The sequence below is a fragment of the Kitasatospora sp. NPDC002551 genome, from assembly GCF_040296005.1.
Taxonomy (GTDB): domain Bacteria; phylum Actinomycetota; class Actinomycetes; order Streptomycetales; family Streptomycetaceae; genus Kitasatospora.
In genome coordinates, this window is the sequence record NZ_JBEOWI010000007.1 from 188786 (window position 1) to 207045 (window position 18260).

The window sequence follows — 18260 nt, forward strand, 5'->3', positions numbered from 1 at the left end:
GGCGGGGGGGGCCCGCGCCGGGGGGGGGCGGGGCGCGGGCCGCGAGAGGGGGGAGGTCAGAACAGGGCGTCCGGCTCGGCCGGCGGGGTGGCGGCCTGCCGGGCGGCGCGGGTGTGGCGGCGGGTGGCGTCGTGGCAGGCCGGGCACCACGCGGCCAACTGGCGCTTGGGCAGGGCGGCGGCGCGGTGCGCGGGCAGCAGCAGGGCGTCCGGGTCGGCGGGTGCGGCGATGAGGTGCACGGGGCCGGTGCCGTGGCGCGGGTAGCCGCCGTGGACGGCCGGGCAGCGTCCGCCGCTGTCCTTCGCGTGGGGCTTGCCGCAGGTGCCGCGGCACTGGAAGCGCCCGGCGGCTGCCGTGAGGACGGCCTGCCACAGGCCGGTGATGTCGCCGAGGGGCGGGGTGCGGCCGTTCACGGGGTGCTGCCGGGTTCGGGCAGGTCGTGGCCGGTGACGGCTTCGACGAGGGCGGAGACAAGGATTTCGGCGACGGGCGGGGTGACGGCGTTGCCGTACTGGCGGACCTTTTCGCGCTTGTTGCCGAGCACGGTGTACTGGCGGGGGAAGGCCATCGCGGCGCCGATCTCGCCGGGCTCCAGCATCCGGAACAGCACTTCTTCCACCGGCACCTGGTGGCCGCGCACGAGCGCGTAGCGGTCGCGGGTGGTGAGCGCGCCCACGGGCTCGGCGACGGGCCGGGCGGTGGTGTTGCCGTAGTAGGGCAGCAGCAGCGACGACCAGTCCGGCGCCGGGCCGTCGTGCGGGGTGGGCGGGGTGGCGAGGCCGTGGTGGTTGCCGGAGGCGGTGACGGTGGCCAGCGCGTCCAGGACGGGCCGGGCGTCGGAGGAGCCGCCGCGCAGCTCGGTGATGAACGGCAGCCAGGCCAGGGCGGTCTCGTTGCGGGCGGTCTGGGTGCGCAGGGGCTCGTTCGCGGTGGCGGCGGACTTGCCGTCGCGGCCCTCGGGCACGAGCAGTGGGGGGACGGCGAGGGCGTCGTTCTCGCGGGTGGTGCGGGCCGGGGCGGGGTCGGTCACGGGGCTGGCGTCCTGGCGCCAGGTGCCGCCGGCCGGGGCGAGCAGCGGCAGCGCGTAGCGGGCGAGGCCGGCGCGGATGCGCTCCAGCGTCTTGGGGGACAGGGCCTTGGCCCGGGCGCCGATCGGGGTGCCGGGCAGGGCCCAGTCGATCGCGGTGGCGGCCGGCAGCACTGGGGGCTCCAGAACGCTGTTGCGGCAGGTGACGTTGGGGCAGCGGTAGACGTACTGCTGGCGGTAGCGGCCCATGTCCGTGCCGGGGCGCTTGAACGCCTGCACCGCCCGCACCGGCCTGTCGCAGCTCTCGCACCATGCGGTGGGTCGCAGCCACTTGTCCCAGTCGGGGTTCCGGCCGAGGTCGGTGCGCCAGTATGCGAGGTAGAGGCGGTCGCGGGACTGCGGGGCGACGGGAATGACGTTCGGGCGGGCGTGCATGGAGTTCAGGGCGATCAGGCGGGTGCGGTAGCCCAGGGTGCGGATGCTGTCGACCCAGGTGTTCCACAGGTCCCAGACGCGGACGTCGACGACGTTCTCGACGACGCCGGCCAGGACGGGCTTGCCGCGGGCGGCCATGGCCTCCAGGTAGCGGGGGACGTCCCACATCAGGGCGCGGGAGCGGTCGGTGGCGGCGTCGGTGAGGGTGTCGCCGAACAGGTCGGGCTGCTTGTCGAAGTCGCGGCGCTTGCCGCGGGCGTTGGACCACTGGGGGCACTCGGGGGAGGCCCAGAACAGGTCGGCGGCCGGGAAGCGGGCGACGTCGGTGTCGTGGAGGTCGCCGAGGAAGTGGTCGGCGGCGGGGAAGTTCGCGGCGTGGGAGGCGATGGCCTTGTCCCAGTGGTTCGCGGCCAGCACGGGGACCACGCCGGGGACGGCGGCGGCGCCGGTGCTGGAGCCGCCGGCGCCGCAGAAGAAGTCGATGTAGGTCAGCGCGCTCACTGGCCACCCCCGAGCAGCTCGTCGACCAGCGGGGCCAGGTGCTCGTTGGCGTGAGCGGCGAGGGCGGCGACGACCTGCTTGGCCTCGTGGGTGAGGGTGCGGCCCGGCCGGCAGACGGTGGGCTGCAGCAGGATGTGGTCGGGGACGGGCACGAGCAGGGTGGCGGCGACGAGGACGGTCGGGCGGTCGGTGCGCTCGGGGGCGACGAGCACGGGCCACGGGTCGTCGCGGCTGCCCCAGGGGTCGCGCTCCCAGTCGAGGGCGAACAGGCGGCGGGCGAGGTCGCGGTGCCGCAGGCCGACCTTGGCGCAGAGGAAGGCGCCGCCGTCGTGGCCGCGGTGCACGGTGAACGGGTGGACGTCCGGGCGCACGTCCACGTAGCCGGGGGACATCACGGGGAAGGTGGCCACCGACCACGCGACGGCGGCGAAGTCCACCGGACGCAGCGGCTCACCGCCGTCGTGGAAGTCCTCGGCGTGATGGGCGATGTAGGCGCCGAAGCGCGAGTGGCCGTCGGAGGCCTGCTCGCGGTCGCGGATGTCGTCCACGATCGCGAGCGTGAAGCGGTTGAAGTCGGGCATGCTGGTTCCCGTCTCGTAGTGGGATGCACGGGCCCCGCACCAGCCGATCTCTGCCAGGAGTTGGCGGTTGGTGTGGGGTTTCGTGCTGTGTGGGTGGGAGCGGGCTGTCCGGTCCCCCGCACGACCCACGCCCGGCCGCTGGTGGCGGCGGGGTGTGGGTGGCACGGCCGGTCGGGCAGGCCGGTCTAGAACGGCGGCTCGGCGGAGTAGACGGGCGGGGTCCAGCCGAAGAGCAGGTGGGCGAGCCAGCGGGGCACCGGGAGCAGGCGCCGGACGCGGTCCGGGTCCCAGCACGGGCAGTGCCACCAGTTGGTGCCGCCGTACTCGCCGTGCGCGTCGGCGTAGTCCTCGGGCCATCCGCCGTGGCCGTCGCAGTCGGAGCACCCCGGGTCGGGGGTGTCGGCCAGTTCGATCACGGGGGCGGGCCAGGGGTTGAAGCGCAGTCGCAGGCGGGCCATGGCGGTTCCTCCGGTCAGCGGTTGCGGTTGGAGACGGTGACGTTGACGTTCACGGCGCCTTGCCCGCCGCCGCCCCGGCCGCCGGTGGTCTTGGCGAGGGCGTAGGCGCCGACGCCGAGCGCGGCCAGGCCGCCGACGCTCCCGGCCGCCGCGGCAACGGCCTGGACCGCGTAGCCGACGCCGAGGCCGCCGGCACCGAGGGCGACACCGCCGGCGAGCAGGCGGGCGGGCCACGGGTCCCGCACCGGGACGGGCTCGGCGGCCGGGGCGGCCGCGGGAAGGTAGACGGCGGTCGGCGCGAGGGCCGGGCCGGGGACCACCGGGGCACTGGGGTGGTAGAGCGCGGGCGGTGCGGTGAGGAGCGGGGCGGGGGTGAGGTAGTAGGGGGTGCCGTCCGGGCCGTAGTGCACCGGGGCGGCGGCGGGCTGCGTGCTGGTGGTGCGGTCCATCGGGGTCTCCCGTCGGCGGGTCGGTGCGCGGGTGGGGTCAGTGGCCGGAGACGAGCCGGACCAGGGAGGCGAGGAAGTCGTTCACGGGTCCGGCGACGCCGGTGGAGGCGGCGGTGAAGCCGGACAGCCAGAGCACGAGCGCGGTGGGCAGGGAGACGCGCCGGCCCCGGATGAGGACGGCGGAGATGATCGCGAACAGGACGGTGGTGCTGAGCGCAACGATCACGGCGGGCTCTCTTCCGAGGGACGGAGCGGGTGTGGAGCGGCCCGCCCGCAGGTGTGCGCGGGCGGGCCGTGGTGCCTGTCATCGGGGGTGTCATCCGCCCTGTCTGTCACCTGTCGCCTGTCACCTGTCTGTCACCTGTAATCCGCAGGTCATACGGGGGCGACAGGGCTTCGGGGCGTCTGACGAGCCCCTCGCGGGGTGGGGTGACAGGTGACAGACAGGGGGCCGGGATCAGGCGCCGGGGGCGTGGTCGCGGTGGACGTAGCGGGTCTTGCTGCCCTCGCCGATGCGGACCGCGTCGCCGCTCTCGACCCATGCCTTGAGCCAGTTCTGGAGCACGGGGCGGCGGGTGCCGAACGTGTCCTTCAGGGCCCGTTCCATGGCGGAGGCACCGGTGCCCTCGGGCCCGGCGTCGCGCAGCAGCCGCAGCGCGGCGTCCTTCGCATCGGGCGTCTCGGGGACGGCCGGTTCGCGGCCGGTGGTCCAGGTGGACGGGTCGGTCCAGTCGGTGCCCGCCGGGGTGGGGTCGGCCTCGGTGGCGGCGGCGGGCAGCAGCCAGATCGACTCCAGGTCGTCCGGGTCGGCGGCCGGGACGGCGTCCCATCCGGCGGTGGCCTTCCACCCGCCGGCCGGAGCGGCACCGCCCCTGGCCGGGCCGGTGGGCGCCGGGCCGGACGCGGCGCTCGTTCCGGCCGGGGCGGCCGCGGCGACGGTCTCGGCGCCGCCGGCCCACAGGTGGCCGCACCGTTCGAGCAGCCACCGGTCGGCGTAGTCGGCGCCCGCCGCCTCCCGCGAGGGGGTGTCGAGGGCGGGGCGGCGGTGGGCGGTGAGCGCGCTGATCTCCTCGATCATGTCGGGGGTGATGCGCGGCTGGCGGGCCTTGGCGGGCTGCTTGCCCTCGGTGCCGACCAGCACGGACCCCGGGCCGGAGAAGCTGTCCTCGGCGCGAAGGGCCCGCCAGCCGAAGAGGTGCCCGAGTTCGGAGTCCTCCAGGGCGCCGGTGGCGAGCCGGTTGGAGGCCATCTTGCGCACGAGCGGGTCGGGCATGACGTCCTGGGTGACGCGCAGGACGGACAGCACGGCGCGGATCGCCATGGCGCGGGCGATGCGCACGACCTCGGAGACGCCGGCGAGCACCTGGCGGGCCTCGCGGGTGGCGGCGACCTCGGCGCCCTCGTCCATGATGATGACGATCTCGGGGATCTTCGGGGAGACCGGCAGCTTGTCGTCGTTGGCGTCGCGCATGGCGTCCTGGTAGGCGACCTTGCGGGACTTGGCGATCCGCACGGCGGCGGCGAGCATGCGCTTGGCCTCCTCGATGGTGGAGGCGACCCAGTCCACGCCCGGGACGGGGATGTCGGCGTCGGCCCAGCGCGAGCCGGGCCGGTGGATCTGGGCGTCGCGCCAGGCGTTGAGCCACGGCAGGCCGATGGAGCCGCCGTTGAGGTCGATCACCCACACCAGCACGTCGTTCGTCTGGTTCAGCCGGGCGATCAACGCGTGGAGCCAGTTGGTCTTGCCGGTGCCGGTGGGGCCGGTGACGATCGTGGAGGCCTGCCGCTGGTCCATCTCGGCGGGCGTGCCGTCGGACAGCACCGCGACCGGGATCGGGTTGTTGACGGTGGTGGTCTCCTCGATCTCCTCGACGGGGAAGAGGAGTTGGTCGGTGATCACCTTGGTGGTGACCTGGATGAGGACGCGCCGCCGGGAGACGCCGGGCATGACCTGCAGGCCGCAGCCGTCGGGCAGGTCGAGGTCGGAGCCGAGGCCTTCGGCGCGGTCGGCGATGGAGCGGCGGGTGGTGCCGCCCTCGGGCAGTTCGAGTTCGAGGGTGTAGCCGGCGCCGGAGGGCCAGTGCTCGATCCCGAGGACGGTCACCTCGACCGCGCAGACGCGCTTGATGCGCTCGGTCCACTCCGCGGCGAGCTGGCGGCGGGCGCCGATCAGCAGCAGGTGCTGGCGCTTGGCCTGCTCGACCTCCTCGTGCGCGGCGAAGCCGACCGCGAGGGTGCCGGCGGCGACCCCGGCGACGGCGAGCGAGCCGATCTCGGGCCACTGCCACGGCCCGCCGTGGGCGAGGGCCCAGGACGACCAGCCGCCGGCGGCCATCCAGCACGTGCCCCGGAACGCGAGGGTGGCGCCGGTGAGCTTGCGGCGCAGGCCGGCGCCGACGGTGCCGATGGCCCCGGCGGCTCCGGCGGCGAGCGCCCATCCGGCGGGCATGCCGGTGGCGTGGCCGAGTGCGGTGGTCGACAGGGCGCCGAGGGTGCCGTTCAGGGTGCCGGACAGCAGGCCGTGCCCGGCGCTCCAGTCCAGACGCGGGCCGGTGTTCTTGGTGTTCTTGGTCATGCGGCGGTCTCCAGCCGGGAAGGGGCCGGGCCGCCCACAGGAGGTGGACGGCCCGGCAGAGGTGTGGGTGCTGGGGATGCGGGGGTGGGTCAGACGTTCCACTTCCGCTCGGCGTCCAGGCCGTTGCGGGGGTTGTCGTAGCGGGCCAGCTCGGCCTCGTGGACCTGCCGGAAGGTCGGGGCGACCTCGTCCAGGGCGTCGACGACGCGGCGCATGGCCTGGTAGCCCTGGCTGATCTCCTCGACCACCGACGCGTCCAGCGGCAGCTCCTCGGCACCCTTCTCCGCCAGGACCCGCAGCACCTCCTGGAAGGTGACGTAGGCCAGCGGCAGCTCCTCGGAGAGCCGCAGGAAGTCCAGCATGGTCTCCGGGTCGAAGGCGCTGACGGCGGTGAGCAGGTCGTCGGCGACGGCGGTCAGGCTGAACGGACCGGCGGCCGTGCCGCCGGTGGCGCCGTTGGAGGGCGTGGTCACGGTGACGTTCTCCTTCACGGTGGGCTTGCCGAGGGTGATCGGGGCGACGGCGGGGGTGGTGTCGGGGCGGCAAGGGCGGCCGAAGACCTCGAACGCGACGATGCCGCCGGTGCCGGACGCGGCCGGGGTGGGGGCGGGGCGGCCGGGGATGTTGACGGTCTCCGCCGGGACCGGCACACCCGCCACCCCGGTGACGGGGTCGACGGCGGCGTCGCCGTGGCCGAGGATCGCGCCGTTGCGGGCGTCACGTACGGCGCGGGCACGCTCGGCCATGCGCCGCCAGGTACGCCGCATGTGGCCGCTGACCCTGCCCTTGTGCCGCCAGTTGCCGGCCAGCGCGGAGCCGAGGCCGACCAGGCCGGTCGCCAGCACGGCCCCGCCCATGCGGGCCCGGTGGCGCGTCGCCGAGCGCTTCAACGCCTTGGCCTGCACCGGGGTGAGGTGCCCGCGCGCGGCGGCCGGGCCCTGCGGGCGGGCCCCGGCGCCGGTGGCCGGGTCGATCCCGGCCGCCCGCAACGCCTGGGCCTGCCCCTTGGCGACCCGGCGGGCGGTGCGCTCGGCGATGCGGGCCAGCCGCTCGTCACGGCGCTCGGCACCCCGCCGGGCCTGCCCGGCCGGGTCCGGGTCCTGCAAGCCCGGCAGGCGGGAGGCCGCCCGCGCCAGGGTGTGCACGATCGCGGGCGGCCGGTACCCGCCGCCGGCGCTCCGCCCGGCCGCGGCGGGCCTCCCGGCCTGCCGGGGCGCGCCGACCGCCCCGGCGCGGTGGGTGGTGTGGGGCGTGGTTCCGGCCGTTCGCTGCATGCCGGGTCCCTTCGGGTCAGCGGTGTGGTGGGCGGGAACACTGGCCCCGCCTCGGCCACCGGCCGAACCGGGACCGGGGCGGTGGGCGGCAGCGGCGGGGTTCGCCGAACGGCCCTGCAGTGCAGCGGAGTTGGCGGTGCGGGCGGGCGGGGTGAGGAGGCCGCCCGCCCGGCCCGCGCGGTGGGCGGCGACCGTGCGGGAGGAGGGGCGCGGGCTGGTACGGCGGTTGCGGGCCTTGCGGGCCAGGCCGCCGATCGCGGCGGCGCCGGCGGCAGCCCCGACCACGGCGACGGCGCCGCCGCCCAGCGACGCGGCACCGGCGCCGACGGCCCCGAGGGCGTTGGCGACGGCCACCGCCAGCGGGACCCCCGGCACCGCGCCCGTCGAGGCCGCGGGCTTCGGTTCGGGCTTGGGCTTCGAGTTGGCGGGTGGCTGGTTCTGGGACGCGGGGACGACCTCGACCAGCGTCGAGGCCGGCGGTTCGGACATGATGCGGGTCTCCGGTTCTCTGAGGAGGGACGGAGCCCGGGACGGCCGCCCGGCTTGCAGGCGTTGGCGGCCGTCCCAGGGGTCAGGCGGAGGCGATGAGCGCGGCGTAGGTCTCGAACGCGTGGTGCCACGCCTGGTCGAGGGCGTAGGCACCCGTGCCGAGCGTCGGCGCGTACGAGCCGCCCGCGGTGACCGGGTGCGCGGGGTGCGCCGGGGTCCCCAGCGCGTGGAAGCCGTCGATCCCGACCGCGCGGGCCAGCAGCCGCAGGGGCTCGCGGCGGTCGGCGACGTAGTGCGTCACCGCCGACACCGCGAGCGCGGCAACCACCGGCCCGGGCCGCAGCCGCACACCGAGCAGCCGGGTCCCGGCGAGCAGCACGGCGCCCTGCGTGGCGGTGTAGGTGGCGACGTGCGCGGCGCAGGCCCGGCGGCCGGCCAAGCTCGACTGCCCCGGGGTGTGGTCGTGCTGGCCCTTGGTGGCGGCCTGGTGGTCGGTCTGGACCCAGTGGTCCGCGACGTCCGCCGCCACCCGCAGCAGCGCGTAGGAGACGGCGAAGCGAACCGGCCGGAGCGAGAGCACGGTGTTGGTGGTGGTCACTGTGTGTTCTCCTTGCTGGCGTCGTTGCCGGGGTTGGTGCGTTCGGCCAGGACGGCGGCGCGCAGGCGGACGGCGGTCTCGTTGCGGCAGCCGAGCAGCGAGCGGACCTTGCGGGTCGACAGTTCTTCGCCGTCGGCGGCGAGGTCGGCGGCCAGGATGCGCACCCGGGCGAGGTCGGCCGGGTCGAGGGGGCGTTCCCCGGCCGGGCCGGAAGCGTTCCCGCCCTCGCTGGCCGGGGGCTCGTCCACGGGCCCGGTCAGATTCGGTGCGGGCACGTTCGACCCGGTTCCGTAAAGGGCTTCGAGCGCTTCCGCCGTGATCGGGGAAGCGTTCCGCAACTCGTCGGGAACGGCGTCGAGGTAGACGCCGTCGGACGGTCCGGAGGGCAGCGGCAGGGTGAGGGCGGGGAACGGGTCGTCGGGCATTCCCGGCCACAGATCGGCCGGTGCCGGAAGCGCGCTCAGCTCCGCCACCCGGGCCCTCGCGTTGAGCCGCCGGGCCAGCAGCTCGGCGGTCAGACCGGGGACGGTGACGCCGTGGACGTACTCCCACGCGATCCGCCAGGCCTCGTCGGCCGACAACGCTCCGTAGGCGGCGGCGGACAGCAGGCGGTCCGCCACGGCCCGCACCTCCGGGTGGTGCTCGGTCCGGCGGCGGGCGTGCTCGGCACGCTCCTTCGCCGTCTTCTTCTCGGCGGTGGTCGGGCCGCGGCCGCCGTGGGTCTGCAGGTCGGTCAGCCAGACGGCGCCGATGCTGGACAGGGCCAGTACCGCGGCGACCCACCGTGCGTCGGAGTACTGCGTCCAGCCGTGGGCGAAGTTGATCCCCCCGGCGACGATGCCGGCCGCCCACGCGCCGAGACGGTAGGTGCGGGTGGAGCGCTCGCCCTCGGCCTGCGCGCCCATGGCGACCAGCGCCCACGCGCCGCCCTCCAGCATCGCGGCCAGCAGCACCGCGAGCAGCAGCGCCACGTCCGCGTGGTCGAGCGCGGCCACCTGCGAGACCACCGCCGGCACGATCGAGCACGCCTGCACCAGCCGGACGAACGCGCGCGCCGGGTTCGCCGCGACCCATCCGGTCACCCGGCCGAAGCGAGCGGCCCGCGCCGCACGGCGCCGGTCCTTCGCCTCCTCGGCGGCGCGCCGGTCGGCCTCACGCCGCCGGCGGGTCGCCTCGGCGTCGAGCCGGGTCTGCTCGCGCTCGTCGCGGCGGTCCGCGCGGGCGTCGGCCCGCTCGGCCCGGCGGTCCTCGCGCCGCTCGGCGCGGTACTCGCCCAGCCCGCTCACGCCGCCACCCGCTCGACGCTCGCCGTGCGGCGGATGACCGCCGGGCGCCGCAGCGGCACCGGCGCCATGCTCAACAGGCGCTCGGCGTAGCCGGCCAGCACCGGGTCCTCCCGGCGCAGGTCCACCAGCACGCCGGCCGCGGCGTCCATCCGAGCCTCGCGCTCCATCTCGCTCTCACCGGACACGCCGGCGAACAGGCGGGTGAAGTCCGAGTCCACACCGAGCGCCAGCTCGGCGAACTCGTCCTCCGTCAGGGCCGTCTGGCCTGCAACAATCGACCTCACGGGTCTACCTCTTCTCAGTTGGGTGTGGGCCCGGGGCCGCCGCGCGCCCGGCCAAGGAATGCGCGGCGGCCCGCTTCATGGGGCCCCAGCCACTCGAACGTCACGAGCAGCCACGACCCCCGACACCCACCCCGCAGTGACGGATGCGAGGGGCTGTCGAGGGCCGTGGTCACTGGTGAAGCAGGGGGTTCGGTCTCGGCTGGACGCGGGTGCAGCTCAATCCGGGGAGATCGCTCCCGGATGTCGTCGCCGGCGAAAAGGTCGGCCGCGTCGGTCTTTTGAGTCGGCTGCGTGTCCCATGTGCGGCCCGCCGTCTTAAGAGCGGGCCGAGGTGTCAGGGCGTGCGCCCCTTCTCTGCCGACTGGTCTCCACTCACCCCGACCGGTGCGGTCACGGACGGACTGCGGTGGTGGATCACGCTGTGGAGTTGTCGATCGTACGTTTGTGCAGCTCAGGGCAGCCCAAAGAAGGGCTGTCAGTTCGCCAGCCTCGCCATGCGAGACATGTTGAACATGTCTCTTAAGATGCCGAGAAGTCGACGCTGCGTCAAGTCCTTCGTTTGGTTCGGCCGGAGATTCCCGACCGCGCATCACTAGATTCGGCGCTCCGGCCGTGTCGGAACACGGCGCGCCTGGACGGCTACGCTCTGACTTCGCTACGGTCGAGTCGTCCCAGATCGTCCAAGTGCCGCAACGTCGTCCAGGGGAGGGCGCGATGGCCAACGAGAGGCTGCGAGGGGCGATCCTCGCTAGCAAGTTGACGATGGAGCAGATCGCTGAGCGGCTAGGAACGAGCCCGCGGACGGTAGAGCGGTGGGTGGAGGCCAAGGACGGGCGCCGGCCCTACCGGCGCTTCCAGTACGCGCTCGCCAATCTGCTGCAGCGGGACCTGTCAGAGCTGTGGTCGGACGAGCAGACCAGCAGCGCGACGGCCGAGGCCGGCCGGGCGGAGTTGGTGAAGCTCTACCCCCACCGGGCTGTCGTCCCGAAGGAGCTGTGGACGTCGCTCTATGCGAAGGCGACGCGCCACTTCGACCTGGTGGTCTACGCGGGCTTCTGGCTCTCCGAGGACCCGCTGTTCTTCCGGCTCATCCGAGAGAAGGCCCAGGCGGGCGTGCCTGTGCGGCTCATGCTGGGCAATCCCGACAGCCCCGGGGTGGCCCAGCGGGGCGAAGACGAGGGGATCGGGCCGGCGATGGCAGGCAAGATCCGGAACGCGCTGGCCAACTACGCGCCGCTGTTCGGGATCCCCGGAGTCGAGTTCCGGCTCCACTCGACGACGCTCTACAACTCGCTCTACCGCGCTGACGAGGACCTGCTCGTCAACGGGCACGTCTACGGGGTCGGCGCGTATCTGGCCCCGGTTCTGCACCTCTCGCAGGTGCCAGGTGGAGAGCTGTTCAGTACGTACGCGGCGAGCATCGAACGCATCTGGGAGGGCTCCCGGACCATCACCTCGCCCCAGCTCGAAAGTGAGGCCGCAGTATGAGCCGGATCGACTACTTCCACGACCCGGCCGCGCCGCTGGCGAACTCCGTCGTTCCGTCCGTCACCGCGGTGGTGACTGACGGGGCGGGACGCCTGCTGCTGATCCACAAGACCGACAACAACCTCTGGGCGCTTCCTGGCGGCGGCCACGACGTCGGGGAATCCGTCGCGGACACGGTGGTCCGCGAGGTGCGCGAGGAGACGGGAATCGACGTCGAGGTCGACTCCGTCGTGGGCCTGTACACGGACCCGGGGCACGTCATGGCGTACGACGACGGGGAGGTCCGGCAGCAGTTTTCCATCTGCTTCAGGGCCCGGCCTGTCGGCGGTGAACTGCGGACGAGTTCGGAGTCGAAGGAGGTCCGCTGGGTAGACCCGGCGGACCTCGACGACCTGGACATTCACCCGTCCATGCGGCTCCGGATCACCCACGGCTTGGACGCCACCCGGGTGCAGCCGCACATCGGTTAGGCCGTGGCGCGGGCCTGAATCAGCCGGCTGTCGATCCGGCGTGCGGCCGCGTCGATCTCCGGCTCGGCCCGCCGGATGAACCGGCCGACGATGCTGTCGGGCCCGTACCGGCCCACGATCTCCGCGATCCGGTCGGGCGTCGTCGTCGATGTGCCGTCCGGCGTCGTTGTCATGTCGCAGTAGATCAGTGCGTCCACCAGGTGCGGCTCCTCCAGCGGGAACTCCACCTCCAGCTCTTGCCGCAGGCCACGCTCCTCCGCTTCGAGCAGCGCGCACGAGTGGTGGGCGACCAGCCGCACGACGCGCTCGTCGACGTTCTCCGCGCGCAGGAATCGCGCACCGTCGAGCGGGTGGAAGCCGGTATCGACGATCCGCGGCGAGTAGCCGACGTCGTGCAGGACGGCGGCGGCCTCCAGCAGCTCGGCGTCCGGGCCGAGGATGCTGGCGAGGGTGCGTGCCTTGTTGGCTACCCCCTTGGAGTGAGACCAGCGGCGGGGAAGGTCGGTGGACAGGAGGGATTCGGCAAGCTCGTAGGCCCACACGGTTGTATCTGCTCCTCAGTGATCGTGGTCAGGAGTGATCGGTGGGAAGCGCTCGGACGCGCCGGCCCTTCCCATGGCGCACTTCGAGAACGCCCGCGCCTTCCAGCTGAGCGAGGGCTCGTCGGACAGTGCCCCGCGCGGCCCCGGTCCTCTCGGTGAGTTCCTTCTCCGACGGGAAGTCGGCTCCGACATCGAGCGTTCGAGCGAGGGCAATGAGCTGGTCGAGCACCGGGGGTTTGTGCTCAGCGCCCACAACGACCCACCCAGCCCCGGGGTGCGACCTGATGAGGCCCTTGGCTGCGAGGGATTCCAGGGCACGTCGTACCGTCGTGCGCCCGACACCGTGGGTCTCCATGAGACGGGCTTCGGAGGGAAGCGACGTCATGGTGGAGTCCCCGCTGATCTTGGCCTCGATCGCATCGGCGATTCGCAGGTAGGTGCCGCGTGGGCTCCGCTCGGGCACTAGCCGTTCCCTTCTCTAGTCAGATACCTAGACAGGATGACTGATCATGGGGGAAGGCTGCCAGCCTTGGGGTTGACCATCCACTAGGAACCGCGACAGGCGGGACAGCTGCCAAAACCGCTCCGCCGACCGCGATGGCGGGCCATAATCGGGCTATGGATCAGGGACTTGCAGCTGTACTCGGAGCAGCAGTTGGCGTTCTAGGGTCGACGCTTGCCTCCGCATTGGCTGGGCGTCAGCAAGAGCGCAGCCAACGAGAGCATTGGCGTCGCCAACGTCGACGAGATGCTTATGCGGCTTTCATGGATCATGGGATGCGCATGGTGCATTCTGTCACGGACCTGCATTCGCTGCTCTCATCTCCGGAGGAAAATTCTGAAGAGGCCGCTGTGCGACTAGGCGACCTGCGAACACGGAAGGATGAACTGGATCGCTTGACGGTTCTGGTCATCCTCGAAGGGCCTTCCGAGGTTAGTGATCTAGCCGATGTGGTGGCCGCAGATTTCACAGAACTGCGCAACTGCCTTACCGGATGGCTGGAATGTCGCCAGCTTGGCATGTCGACAGAACTTCATCGCGAAACGTATCAAGAAATTATCGATAGAATCGACAGTCGCAGTGATGAATTCATGAATAAAGCCCGACTATCCTTGAATTAGGTCAAGCTTGGTTGACCCGCTCTTTGAGGGGTCTGTGTATCGTTGAGTGAAGGTCTGAGCTTGCGGCGGGGCGGATTTATCAGTTTCCCAGCAGGAGCTTTTTGCTCCGCTTGGATCCGTCGCTGAGGGATAGAATATCTGGGCGTTCTTCAACAAGCTTTCGAATGGCTTCGATCGCGACGTCTAGCGCTTGATGGCAAAATGGGACTTCGGCGGGCTTCAGGTCTTTATTGCCGTGCACAATTTGACTCCTGAGGTTATAGATGTCTGAAAGTGTTGATTGAAGTTTCGCACGTTCGGCCGGATCTTTCTTGAGGAGGGAAGACAAGCACATCGTTATTCTGAAGGTAGGCTCCCCTTCGGGTGTTCCGAAGATGTTCTCCCAGGCGATTACGGAGTCGATTAGCACGTCGGTAGGATCCGTACGCTCTGACAGGGCCCTGAGTGTGCGTCTCATAGCGAGTTCAATGTGGTCCACGCCTGCGGAGTTGAGCTTCTCGTACCAAGATGACCAGTTTGATACCTCGCCATCAGTGAGCTGTGTTGGCATCATCCCGCGCGGCTTCACGTCGAGCCATGCGATGTAGGGCATCGAGCTTGGCGGAATATCAAAGCTCTGTGCTGTGGGAATTATTTGAACCCTGTGGTTACGATTTGTAGCCAAGAGGAGTGCAAATCGGATTCGCGTTACAGTCCTCTGTGCTTCGGCAAATGATGAATTCTCCTCCATCCACTTTCGGTGATCCCCATCCCTGCCGGTCAGGACTTTATGCCTATACTTAAATGGGATTTCTAGGGTAATGTCGCCATCGTAGTTCACGACTACGTGTTGGCCGGTCTCATCGGATCCGGAGATTTCACCTCTAGGCGGGAAGGGGGAGTTTCGGCGCTCGGATTCGGTTGTCTCTCTGAGTGTTCCACCTGCGATCTCAACCTTCGAGCCAGTTGGCAGGAGAGCGCCAGTGAGGTGAAATGTAGCAATTGACGGGCATTCGCTCTTCTGAAGCGTTGATCGCACCATGCGAAACTGTTCTACGCTGGCTATGGCGAATGCCTCGGGAGAAACTCGACACGACTCTATGAGCCAGGCCCTTTGGAGTATTGTTTCAAGTAGCAAATCAAGTTGAAGTGCACCGCCAAACCCTACATTTGAAAGATATGACATAGATCTTCCGAAGGGCTCGTCAGGGCCAGTGAAAACCCTAGCTAGCTTGGCATCCTGCATGGCGAAATCAATAAACTCCTGGCGGCGCGGGTGCTGCGACATGGAGATCGAAGCGAAGGGGTTTATTATCTGCGTGGGGATGCCTGGATGATTCGAGGGGAGCAGGAAGGCGCAGTATGTATCGAGGGCGACTTCATGCACTGCGGCAGCGGTCGGTTCTCTTGGCGCTTCAGCCTCTTGCGTTATGCCCTTTGAATTATTGTGGATTTCCCTGGCGTTCGAGATGCCGTCTGCAGTGAACTGGATCAGCCATCCGCGCACAAGATTGTGCGCCTCGCTAATCTTGCTTTCATTTGAAAGTGTCGCGGCAGTCAACTGTGCGAGATTCTCAACAGTCGAAATCTGGGTTTTCGATAGTTGGATTCCTTCTTGGGGAATTCCTTCCCGAATGTCCTGCTCGCAGGCGAGGAGATATGCGAGTGCGTCTCTTCCAATTGCGGATTCATACCAGGCGAAAATTCTCGTCGGATTCATCTGGGTCCCTGTGTGGGCGTAGATCGGATATGTCAGCTTATGGCTGCGGGTGAGGGTGAGGCAAGGATATTGCCGCAGAAGCCTCCTTGGCTTGGTCATATCAAAAACTACGTCGATGCTCGCCGGGGAGGGGCCGACTGGTGTCGCTGCAGGGGCTAGCGACCATGTCTATGTCGACTCGACACCTAGTGTTGGTGTCCGGAAGGCTTCTCGGCGGGGCCGCCGGTGGGCCGTCCGGCGTCAACCAGCGGTGGCCAATCGTGCTCACTGACGACCGTTCCGCGGCTGGCAGCTGGGGGCTAGGTGATTCCATCCAGGAGCGGCATCAGTTCCTGCGCAACAAGAAGCAGGAGTGGGAGGAGTACCGCTCCGAGGTCACCCCCTTCGAGCTGCGCAAGAACCTGCAGGTGCTGTAGGGCCGCGGGAGACCGGTGTCGCGCCAAGGGTGAACGGGCCCGCCGTCGTTCCAATGGATGACGGCGGGCCCGCCGTTTGGGTTGGCACGTTCACCGATGGCTGTATGTGAGGGGATTGTGACGTTGCGTTGTGATCCGATAAGCGGGATCGATCGATCCACTTTCCCCTGAGAGGACCCCATGCCCTCCTCCATCGTCAGCCGTGCCGCCACCGCCCGCCTGCTCGCCCGCCGGGTCGGGATCGCGGGGGTGGCCGTTGCCGCCGTCGCCGGACAGTTGCTCTCCTCGCCGATCGCGGACGCCCGCGGTTCGGGTCCCACCGGGCCGGAGCTGCGTGCCGACACCATCTCCGAGAACCCGCTGCCGTTCACCACGCGGTTCGAGGGTGACTTCCACGGGTCCATCACGCGGATCAGCAACAGCCTGATGACCTGCGACGAGACCCAGCCGCCGGTCGACCCGGCGCAGCCGTCGTGCGTGGAGGCCCGGACGGGGGCGGGCAGCAGGCCGATCAACAACAACTACCAGATGAAGTACGTCAACATCGATCCGGGCAGCATCGGCCCGCTCGGCGACGCGATCTACTCGGCCAGCTCGGCCGACCTCGGGCTGATCGAGGGCTCCCAGGTCAAGTACGCCCGGCTGTACTGGGGCGGCACCCGGGGCATCGGCGACACGGTGCTGCCGGAGAGCCAGATCGACGAGGTCTACCTGAAGGTCCCGGGCGAGAGCCAGTACCGGAACATCGCGAACGACCAGCCGTCCATCGGGTACATCACCACCAGCGAGGAGAGCAGCTACCAGGCCTCCGCCGACATCACCGACCTGGTCAAGAGCGCCGGCAACGGCAGCTACACCGTGGCCAACATGGACTCGGTGGTGAAGCCGCACAGCTGGGGCGGCTGGACGATCGTCATCGCGTACGAGAACGTGTGCAAGCCGCTGCGCCACATCCACGTGTGGGACGGCTTCCAGGTGGAGCTGCCGAACAGCCCCGCCCGCCAGTTCGACCTCACCGGGCTGCAGACCCCGGCCACCGGGCAGCTCGCCGGCAAGCTCGGCTTCGTCGTCTACGACGGCGACCTGAAGTGGACCGGCGACACCCTGGCGGTGAAGTCCACCACCGGGCCGGAGGCGATCTTCAGCGACCTCAACCACGCCTCCAACGACGCGTTCAACTCCACCATCGAGGAGCTGACCCCGGCGGACCAGTTCGTCCGCACCCCGTACTACCGCAACAACTTCGGCTACGACTCCAACCGCTGGGACATCTCGCCGTACCTGCGCAACGGTGACACCAGCCTCACCATCAAGTTCGACACCGACGAGGACGGCTACGACCTCGGCGTCTTCTACGCCTACGTGAACCTGGACGGCTCGCTGGAGGGCTGATCCCGCGTCACCGACCGGCGCCGCTGCCGCACCACCCGCACCGGGGAGTGCGGCAGCGGCGTTCCGCGTGCCGCCGGGGCGCCGGGGGCAGTACCGGGGGCACCGCGCAGCAGCCGCTCGCAGGGGCGCTCCACCCACCGGTAGAGCGCGCCCGCCGAGGCCAGGGTCGCCGCGGCGAGCAGCAGCTCCACGGCGAGCAGCGCCGCCGTCCCGGACGGCCGTCCGACCGTCCACAGCCAGCAGCGGATGCCGATCTCGTGCACCAGGTACCAGGCGTAGGACCACTCGCCGAGGCGCACCGCCCACCGCCCCGCCAGCAGCCGGGGTCCGCCGCCCGGCCCGAGGTCGCGCCGGGCGGCGGCGGCCAGCAGGGCGGCGAACAGCGGCGCCGGGACGAGCTGGGCCGCGCTGTACGGGCCCCACCACAGGGTGTCGGGGACGGCCGCGTGCCACGGCACCAGCAGCGCGTGCCAGCCGGCCACCGCCGCCGCGGCGGCCGCCAGCGGCACCCGGGGCAGCAGCCCGTGCCGCACCGCCAGCCCGGTGACCACGCCGAGCAGGAACTGCGGGGTGCGGGTCAGCGGCAGGTAGTCCAGCAGCCAGCCGCGCAGGGCCGGATCGGCCGGCAGCAGCGCGCCCGCCACCCAGAGCGCCGGTCCCAGCGCCGCGCACCCGGCGGCCACCGGCAGCCAGCACCGGCGGCGCGGTGCCAGCACCCGCAGCAGCAGCGGGAACAGCAGGTAGAACCACGCCTCGGCGCCCAGCGACCAGGACGCCGGGTTGCCGCCGAGCACCGTCTCCGGCGCCCAGGTGTGCAGCAGCGGCAGCGACCACAGCGCGGCCACCGCGAGGACCGCCCGGCCCAGCACGGCGTCCGCGCCGAGCGAGAGCGCCGTGGCCAGCGCGTGCAGCGGCCAGATCCGGGCGAAGCGGCGGCGGAAGAAGGACCGGGCGGGGACCGGCGAGCCCTGGTACGTCCAGGCGAGCACGAAGCCGGAGAGGACGAAGAAGAAAGTCACGCCGGAGCGCCCGTACCAGGCGAGCGGCCCGAGCAGCGGCAGCTCGCCGACCTTGCGCGACAGGTGGTACAGCACCACCAGCAGCGCCGCCCAGAAGCGCAGCCCGGTGAGCGAGGGCAGACGGCTGGGCATCGGACGCTCCGGGGGAGGGGCGG

Annotated in this window: 19 protein-coding genes and 1 pseudogene; 5 read left to right on the forward strand and 15 right to left on the reverse strand. The window is 70.9% G+C overall.

The window, feature by feature from the left end:
• Positions 1-56: 56 nt before the first annotated feature.
• The 11 genes from ABT093_RS10165 to ABT093_RS10215 all read right to left on the reverse strand — a co-directional run bounded on the left by ABT093_RS10165 (position 57) and on the right by ABT093_RS10215 (position 9957).
• Positions 57-413: a hypothetical protein gene (locus ABT093_RS10165; protein ID WP_350562403.1), complete on the reverse strand. Its 357-nt coding sequence runs from the start codon at positions 411-413 to the stop codon at positions 57-59.
• A complete protein-coding gene (locus ABT093_RS10170; protein WP_350562404.1) occupies positions 410-1963 on the reverse strand; it encodes a DNA cytosine methyltransferase in 1554 nt (517 codons plus the stop codon). Before ABT093_RS10170 ends, ABT093_RS10165 begins: the two co-directional genes overlap by 4 nt.
• Positions 1960-2544 (reverse strand): hypothetical protein, encoded by a 585-nt coding sequence (locus tag ABT093_RS10175; protein WP_350562406.1) that lies wholly within the window; start codon positions 2542-2544, stop codon positions 1960-1962. Before ABT093_RS10175 ends, ABT093_RS10170 begins: the two co-directional genes overlap by 4 nt.
• 185 nt (positions 2545-2729) lie before the next feature.
• Positions 2730-3002 (reverse strand): VOC family protein, encoded by a 273-nt coding sequence (locus ABT093_RS10180; RefSeq protein WP_350562408.1) that lies wholly within the window; start codon positions 3000-3002, stop codon positions 2730-2732.
• Positions 3003-3016: 14 nt separating this feature from the next.
• A complete protein-coding gene (locus ABT093_RS10185; protein WP_350562410.1) occupies positions 3017-3451 on the reverse strand; it encodes a hypothetical protein in 435 nt (144 codons plus the stop codon).
• Between the two features lie 37 nt (positions 3452-3488).
• Positions 3489-3677 (reverse strand): hypothetical protein, encoded by a 189-nt coding sequence (locus tag ABT093_RS10190; protein WP_350562412.1) that lies wholly within the window; start codon positions 3675-3677, stop codon positions 3489-3491.
• A gap of 231 nt (positions 3678-3908) precedes the next feature.
• Complete coding sequence (locus ABT093_RS10195; protein WP_350562414.1) at positions 3909-6026, reverse strand: hypothetical protein; 2118 nt, start codon at positions 6024-6026, stop codon at positions 3909-3911.
• Between the two features lie 89 nt (positions 6027-6115).
• Positions 6116-7789, reverse strand: coding sequence for a hypothetical protein (locus ABT093_RS10200; protein ID WP_350562416.1), 1674 nt, complete (start codon positions 7787-7789; stop codon positions 6116-6118).
• 82 nt (positions 7790-7871) lie between these two features.
• Complete coding sequence (locus ABT093_RS10205; RefSeq protein WP_350562418.1) at positions 7872-8387, reverse strand: transcriptional regulator; 516 nt, start codon at positions 8385-8387, stop codon at positions 7872-7874.
• Positions 8384-9673: a hypothetical protein gene (locus ABT093_RS10210; RefSeq protein WP_350562420.1), complete on the reverse strand. Its 1290-nt coding sequence runs from the start codon at positions 9671-9673 to the stop codon at positions 8384-8386. The genes ABT093_RS10205 and ABT093_RS10210 overlap by 4 nt, the downstream gene beginning before the upstream one ends.
• Positions 9670-9957: a hypothetical protein gene (locus ABT093_RS10215; protein WP_350562422.1), complete on the reverse strand. Its 288-nt coding sequence runs from the start codon at positions 9955-9957 to the stop codon at positions 9670-9672. Before ABT093_RS10215 ends, ABT093_RS10210 begins: the two co-directional genes overlap by 4 nt.
• A gap of 714 nt (positions 9958-10671) precedes the next feature.
• On the opposite strand from ABT093_RS10215, the gene ABT093_RS10220 reads away from it, so the two are divergent.
• Both ABT093_RS10220 and ABT093_RS10225 read left to right on the forward strand, forming a co-directional pair.
• Positions 10672-11445 (forward strand): helix-turn-helix domain-containing protein, encoded by a 774-nt coding sequence (locus ABT093_RS10220; RefSeq protein ID WP_350562424.1) that lies wholly within the window; start codon positions 10672-10674, stop codon positions 11443-11445.
• Positions 11442-11915 (forward strand): NUDIX domain-containing protein, encoded by a 474-nt coding sequence (locus ABT093_RS10225; protein WP_350562426.1) that lies wholly within the window; start codon positions 11442-11444, stop codon positions 11913-11915. The genes ABT093_RS10220 and ABT093_RS10225 overlap by 4 nt, the downstream gene beginning before the upstream one ends.
• Here ABT093_RS10225 and ABT093_RS10230 read toward each other — a convergent pair.
• Both ABT093_RS10230 and ABT093_RS10235 read right to left on the reverse strand, forming a co-directional pair.
• The gene (locus ABT093_RS10230; protein WP_350562428.1) at positions 11912-12457 is read right to left on the reverse strand and encodes an HD domain-containing protein; all 546 of its coding nucleotides are present in this window, start codon (positions 12455-12457) and stop codon (positions 11912-11914) included. The genes ABT093_RS10225 and ABT093_RS10230 overlap by 4 nt on opposite strands.
• A gap of 28 nt (positions 12458-12485) precedes the next feature.
• Complete coding sequence (locus ABT093_RS10235) at positions 12486-12920, reverse strand: GntR family transcriptional regulator (RefSeq protein ID WP_350562430.1); 435 nt, start codon at positions 12918-12920, stop codon at positions 12486-12488.
• Positions 12921-13075: 155 nt separating this feature from the next.
• On the opposite strand from ABT093_RS10235, the gene ABT093_RS10240 reads away from it, so the two are divergent.
• Positions 13076-13579: a hypothetical protein gene (locus tag ABT093_RS10240; protein ID WP_350562432.1), complete on the forward strand. Its 504-nt coding sequence runs from the start codon at positions 13076-13078 to the stop codon at positions 13577-13579.
• A gap of 79 nt (positions 13580-13658) precedes the next feature.
• Here the strand turns inward: ABT093_RS10240 and ABT093_RS10245 are convergent, their stop codons facing one another.
• Positions 13659-15278 carry a hypothetical protein gene (locus tag ABT093_RS10245; protein WP_350562434.1) on the reverse strand — a complete coding sequence of 540 codons (1620 nt, stop codon included), beginning with the start codon at positions 15276-15278 and terminating at the stop codon, positions 13659-13661.
• A 326-nt stretch (positions 15279-15604) separates the two neighbouring features.
• Here ABT093_RS10245 and ABT093_RS40935 point away from each other — a divergent pair.
• Positions 15605-15694 (forward strand): annotated as a pseudogene (locus ABT093_RS40935) (glutamine synthetase); the annotation flags it as partial.
• Between the two features lie 180 nt (positions 15695-15874).
• Positions 15875-17086 (forward strand): hypothetical protein, encoded by a 1212-nt coding sequence (locus ABT093_RS10255; RefSeq protein ID WP_350562438.1) that lies wholly within the window; start codon positions 15875-15877, stop codon positions 17084-17086.
• Here the strand turns inward: ABT093_RS10255 and ABT093_RS10260 are convergent.
• The gene (locus ABT093_RS10260) at positions 17053-18237 is read right to left on the reverse strand and encodes an acyltransferase family protein (protein ID WP_350562440.1); all 1185 of its coding nucleotides are present in this window, start codon (positions 18235-18237) and stop codon (positions 17053-17055) included. The two genes, ABT093_RS10255 and ABT093_RS10260, sit on opposite strands and share 34 nt — an antisense overlap.
• Between the last annotated feature and the right edge of the window lie 23 nt (positions 18238-18260).

Excerpts from the sequence above, each read along its gene's own strand:
- ABT093_RS10175 (WP_350562406.1), bottom strand. The coding sequence starts at position 2,544 with ATGCCCGACTTCAACCGCTTCACGCTCGCGATCGTGGACGACATCCGC.
- ABT093_RS10180 (WP_350562408.1), bottom strand. The coding sequence starts at position 3,002 with ATGGCCCGCCTGCGACTGCGCTTCAACCCCTGGCCCGCCCCCGTGATC.
- ABT093_RS10185 (WP_350562410.1), bottom strand. The coding sequence starts at position 3,451 with ATGGACCGCACCACCAGCACGCAGCCCGCCGCCGCCCCGGTGCACTAC.
- ABT093_RS10195 (WP_350562414.1), bottom strand. The coding sequence starts at position 6,026 with ATGACCAAGAACACCAAGAACACCGGCCCGCGTCTGGACTGGAGCGCC.
- ABT093_RS10200 (WP_350562416.1), bottom strand. The coding sequence starts at position 7,789 with ATGTCCGAACCGCCGGCCTCGACGCTGGTCGAGGTCGTCCCCGCGTCC.
- ABT093_RS10220 (WP_350562424.1), top strand. The coding sequence starts at position 10,672 with ATGGCCAACGAGAGGCTGCGAGGGGCGATCCTCGCTAGCAAGTTGACG.
- ABT093_RS10225 (WP_350562426.1), top strand. The coding sequence starts at position 11,442 with ATGAGCCGGATCGACTACTTCCACGACCCGGCCGCGCCGCTGGCGAAC.
- ABT093_RS10240 (WP_350562432.1), top strand. The coding sequence starts at position 13,076 with ATGGATCAGGGACTTGCAGCTGTACTCGGAGCAGCAGTTGGCGTTCTA.
- ABT093_RS10245 (WP_350562434.1), bottom strand. The coding sequence starts at position 15,278 with ATGAATCCGACGAGAATTTTCGCCTGGTATGAATCCGCAATTGGAAGA.
- ABT093_RS10255 (WP_350562438.1), top strand. The coding sequence starts at position 15,875 with ATGCCCTCCTCCATCGTCAGCCGTGCCGCCACCGCCCGCCTGCTCGCC.
- ABT093_RS10260 (WP_350562440.1), bottom strand. The coding sequence starts at position 18,237 with ATGCCCAGCCGTCTGCCCTCGCTCACCGGGCTGCGCTTCTGGGCGGCG.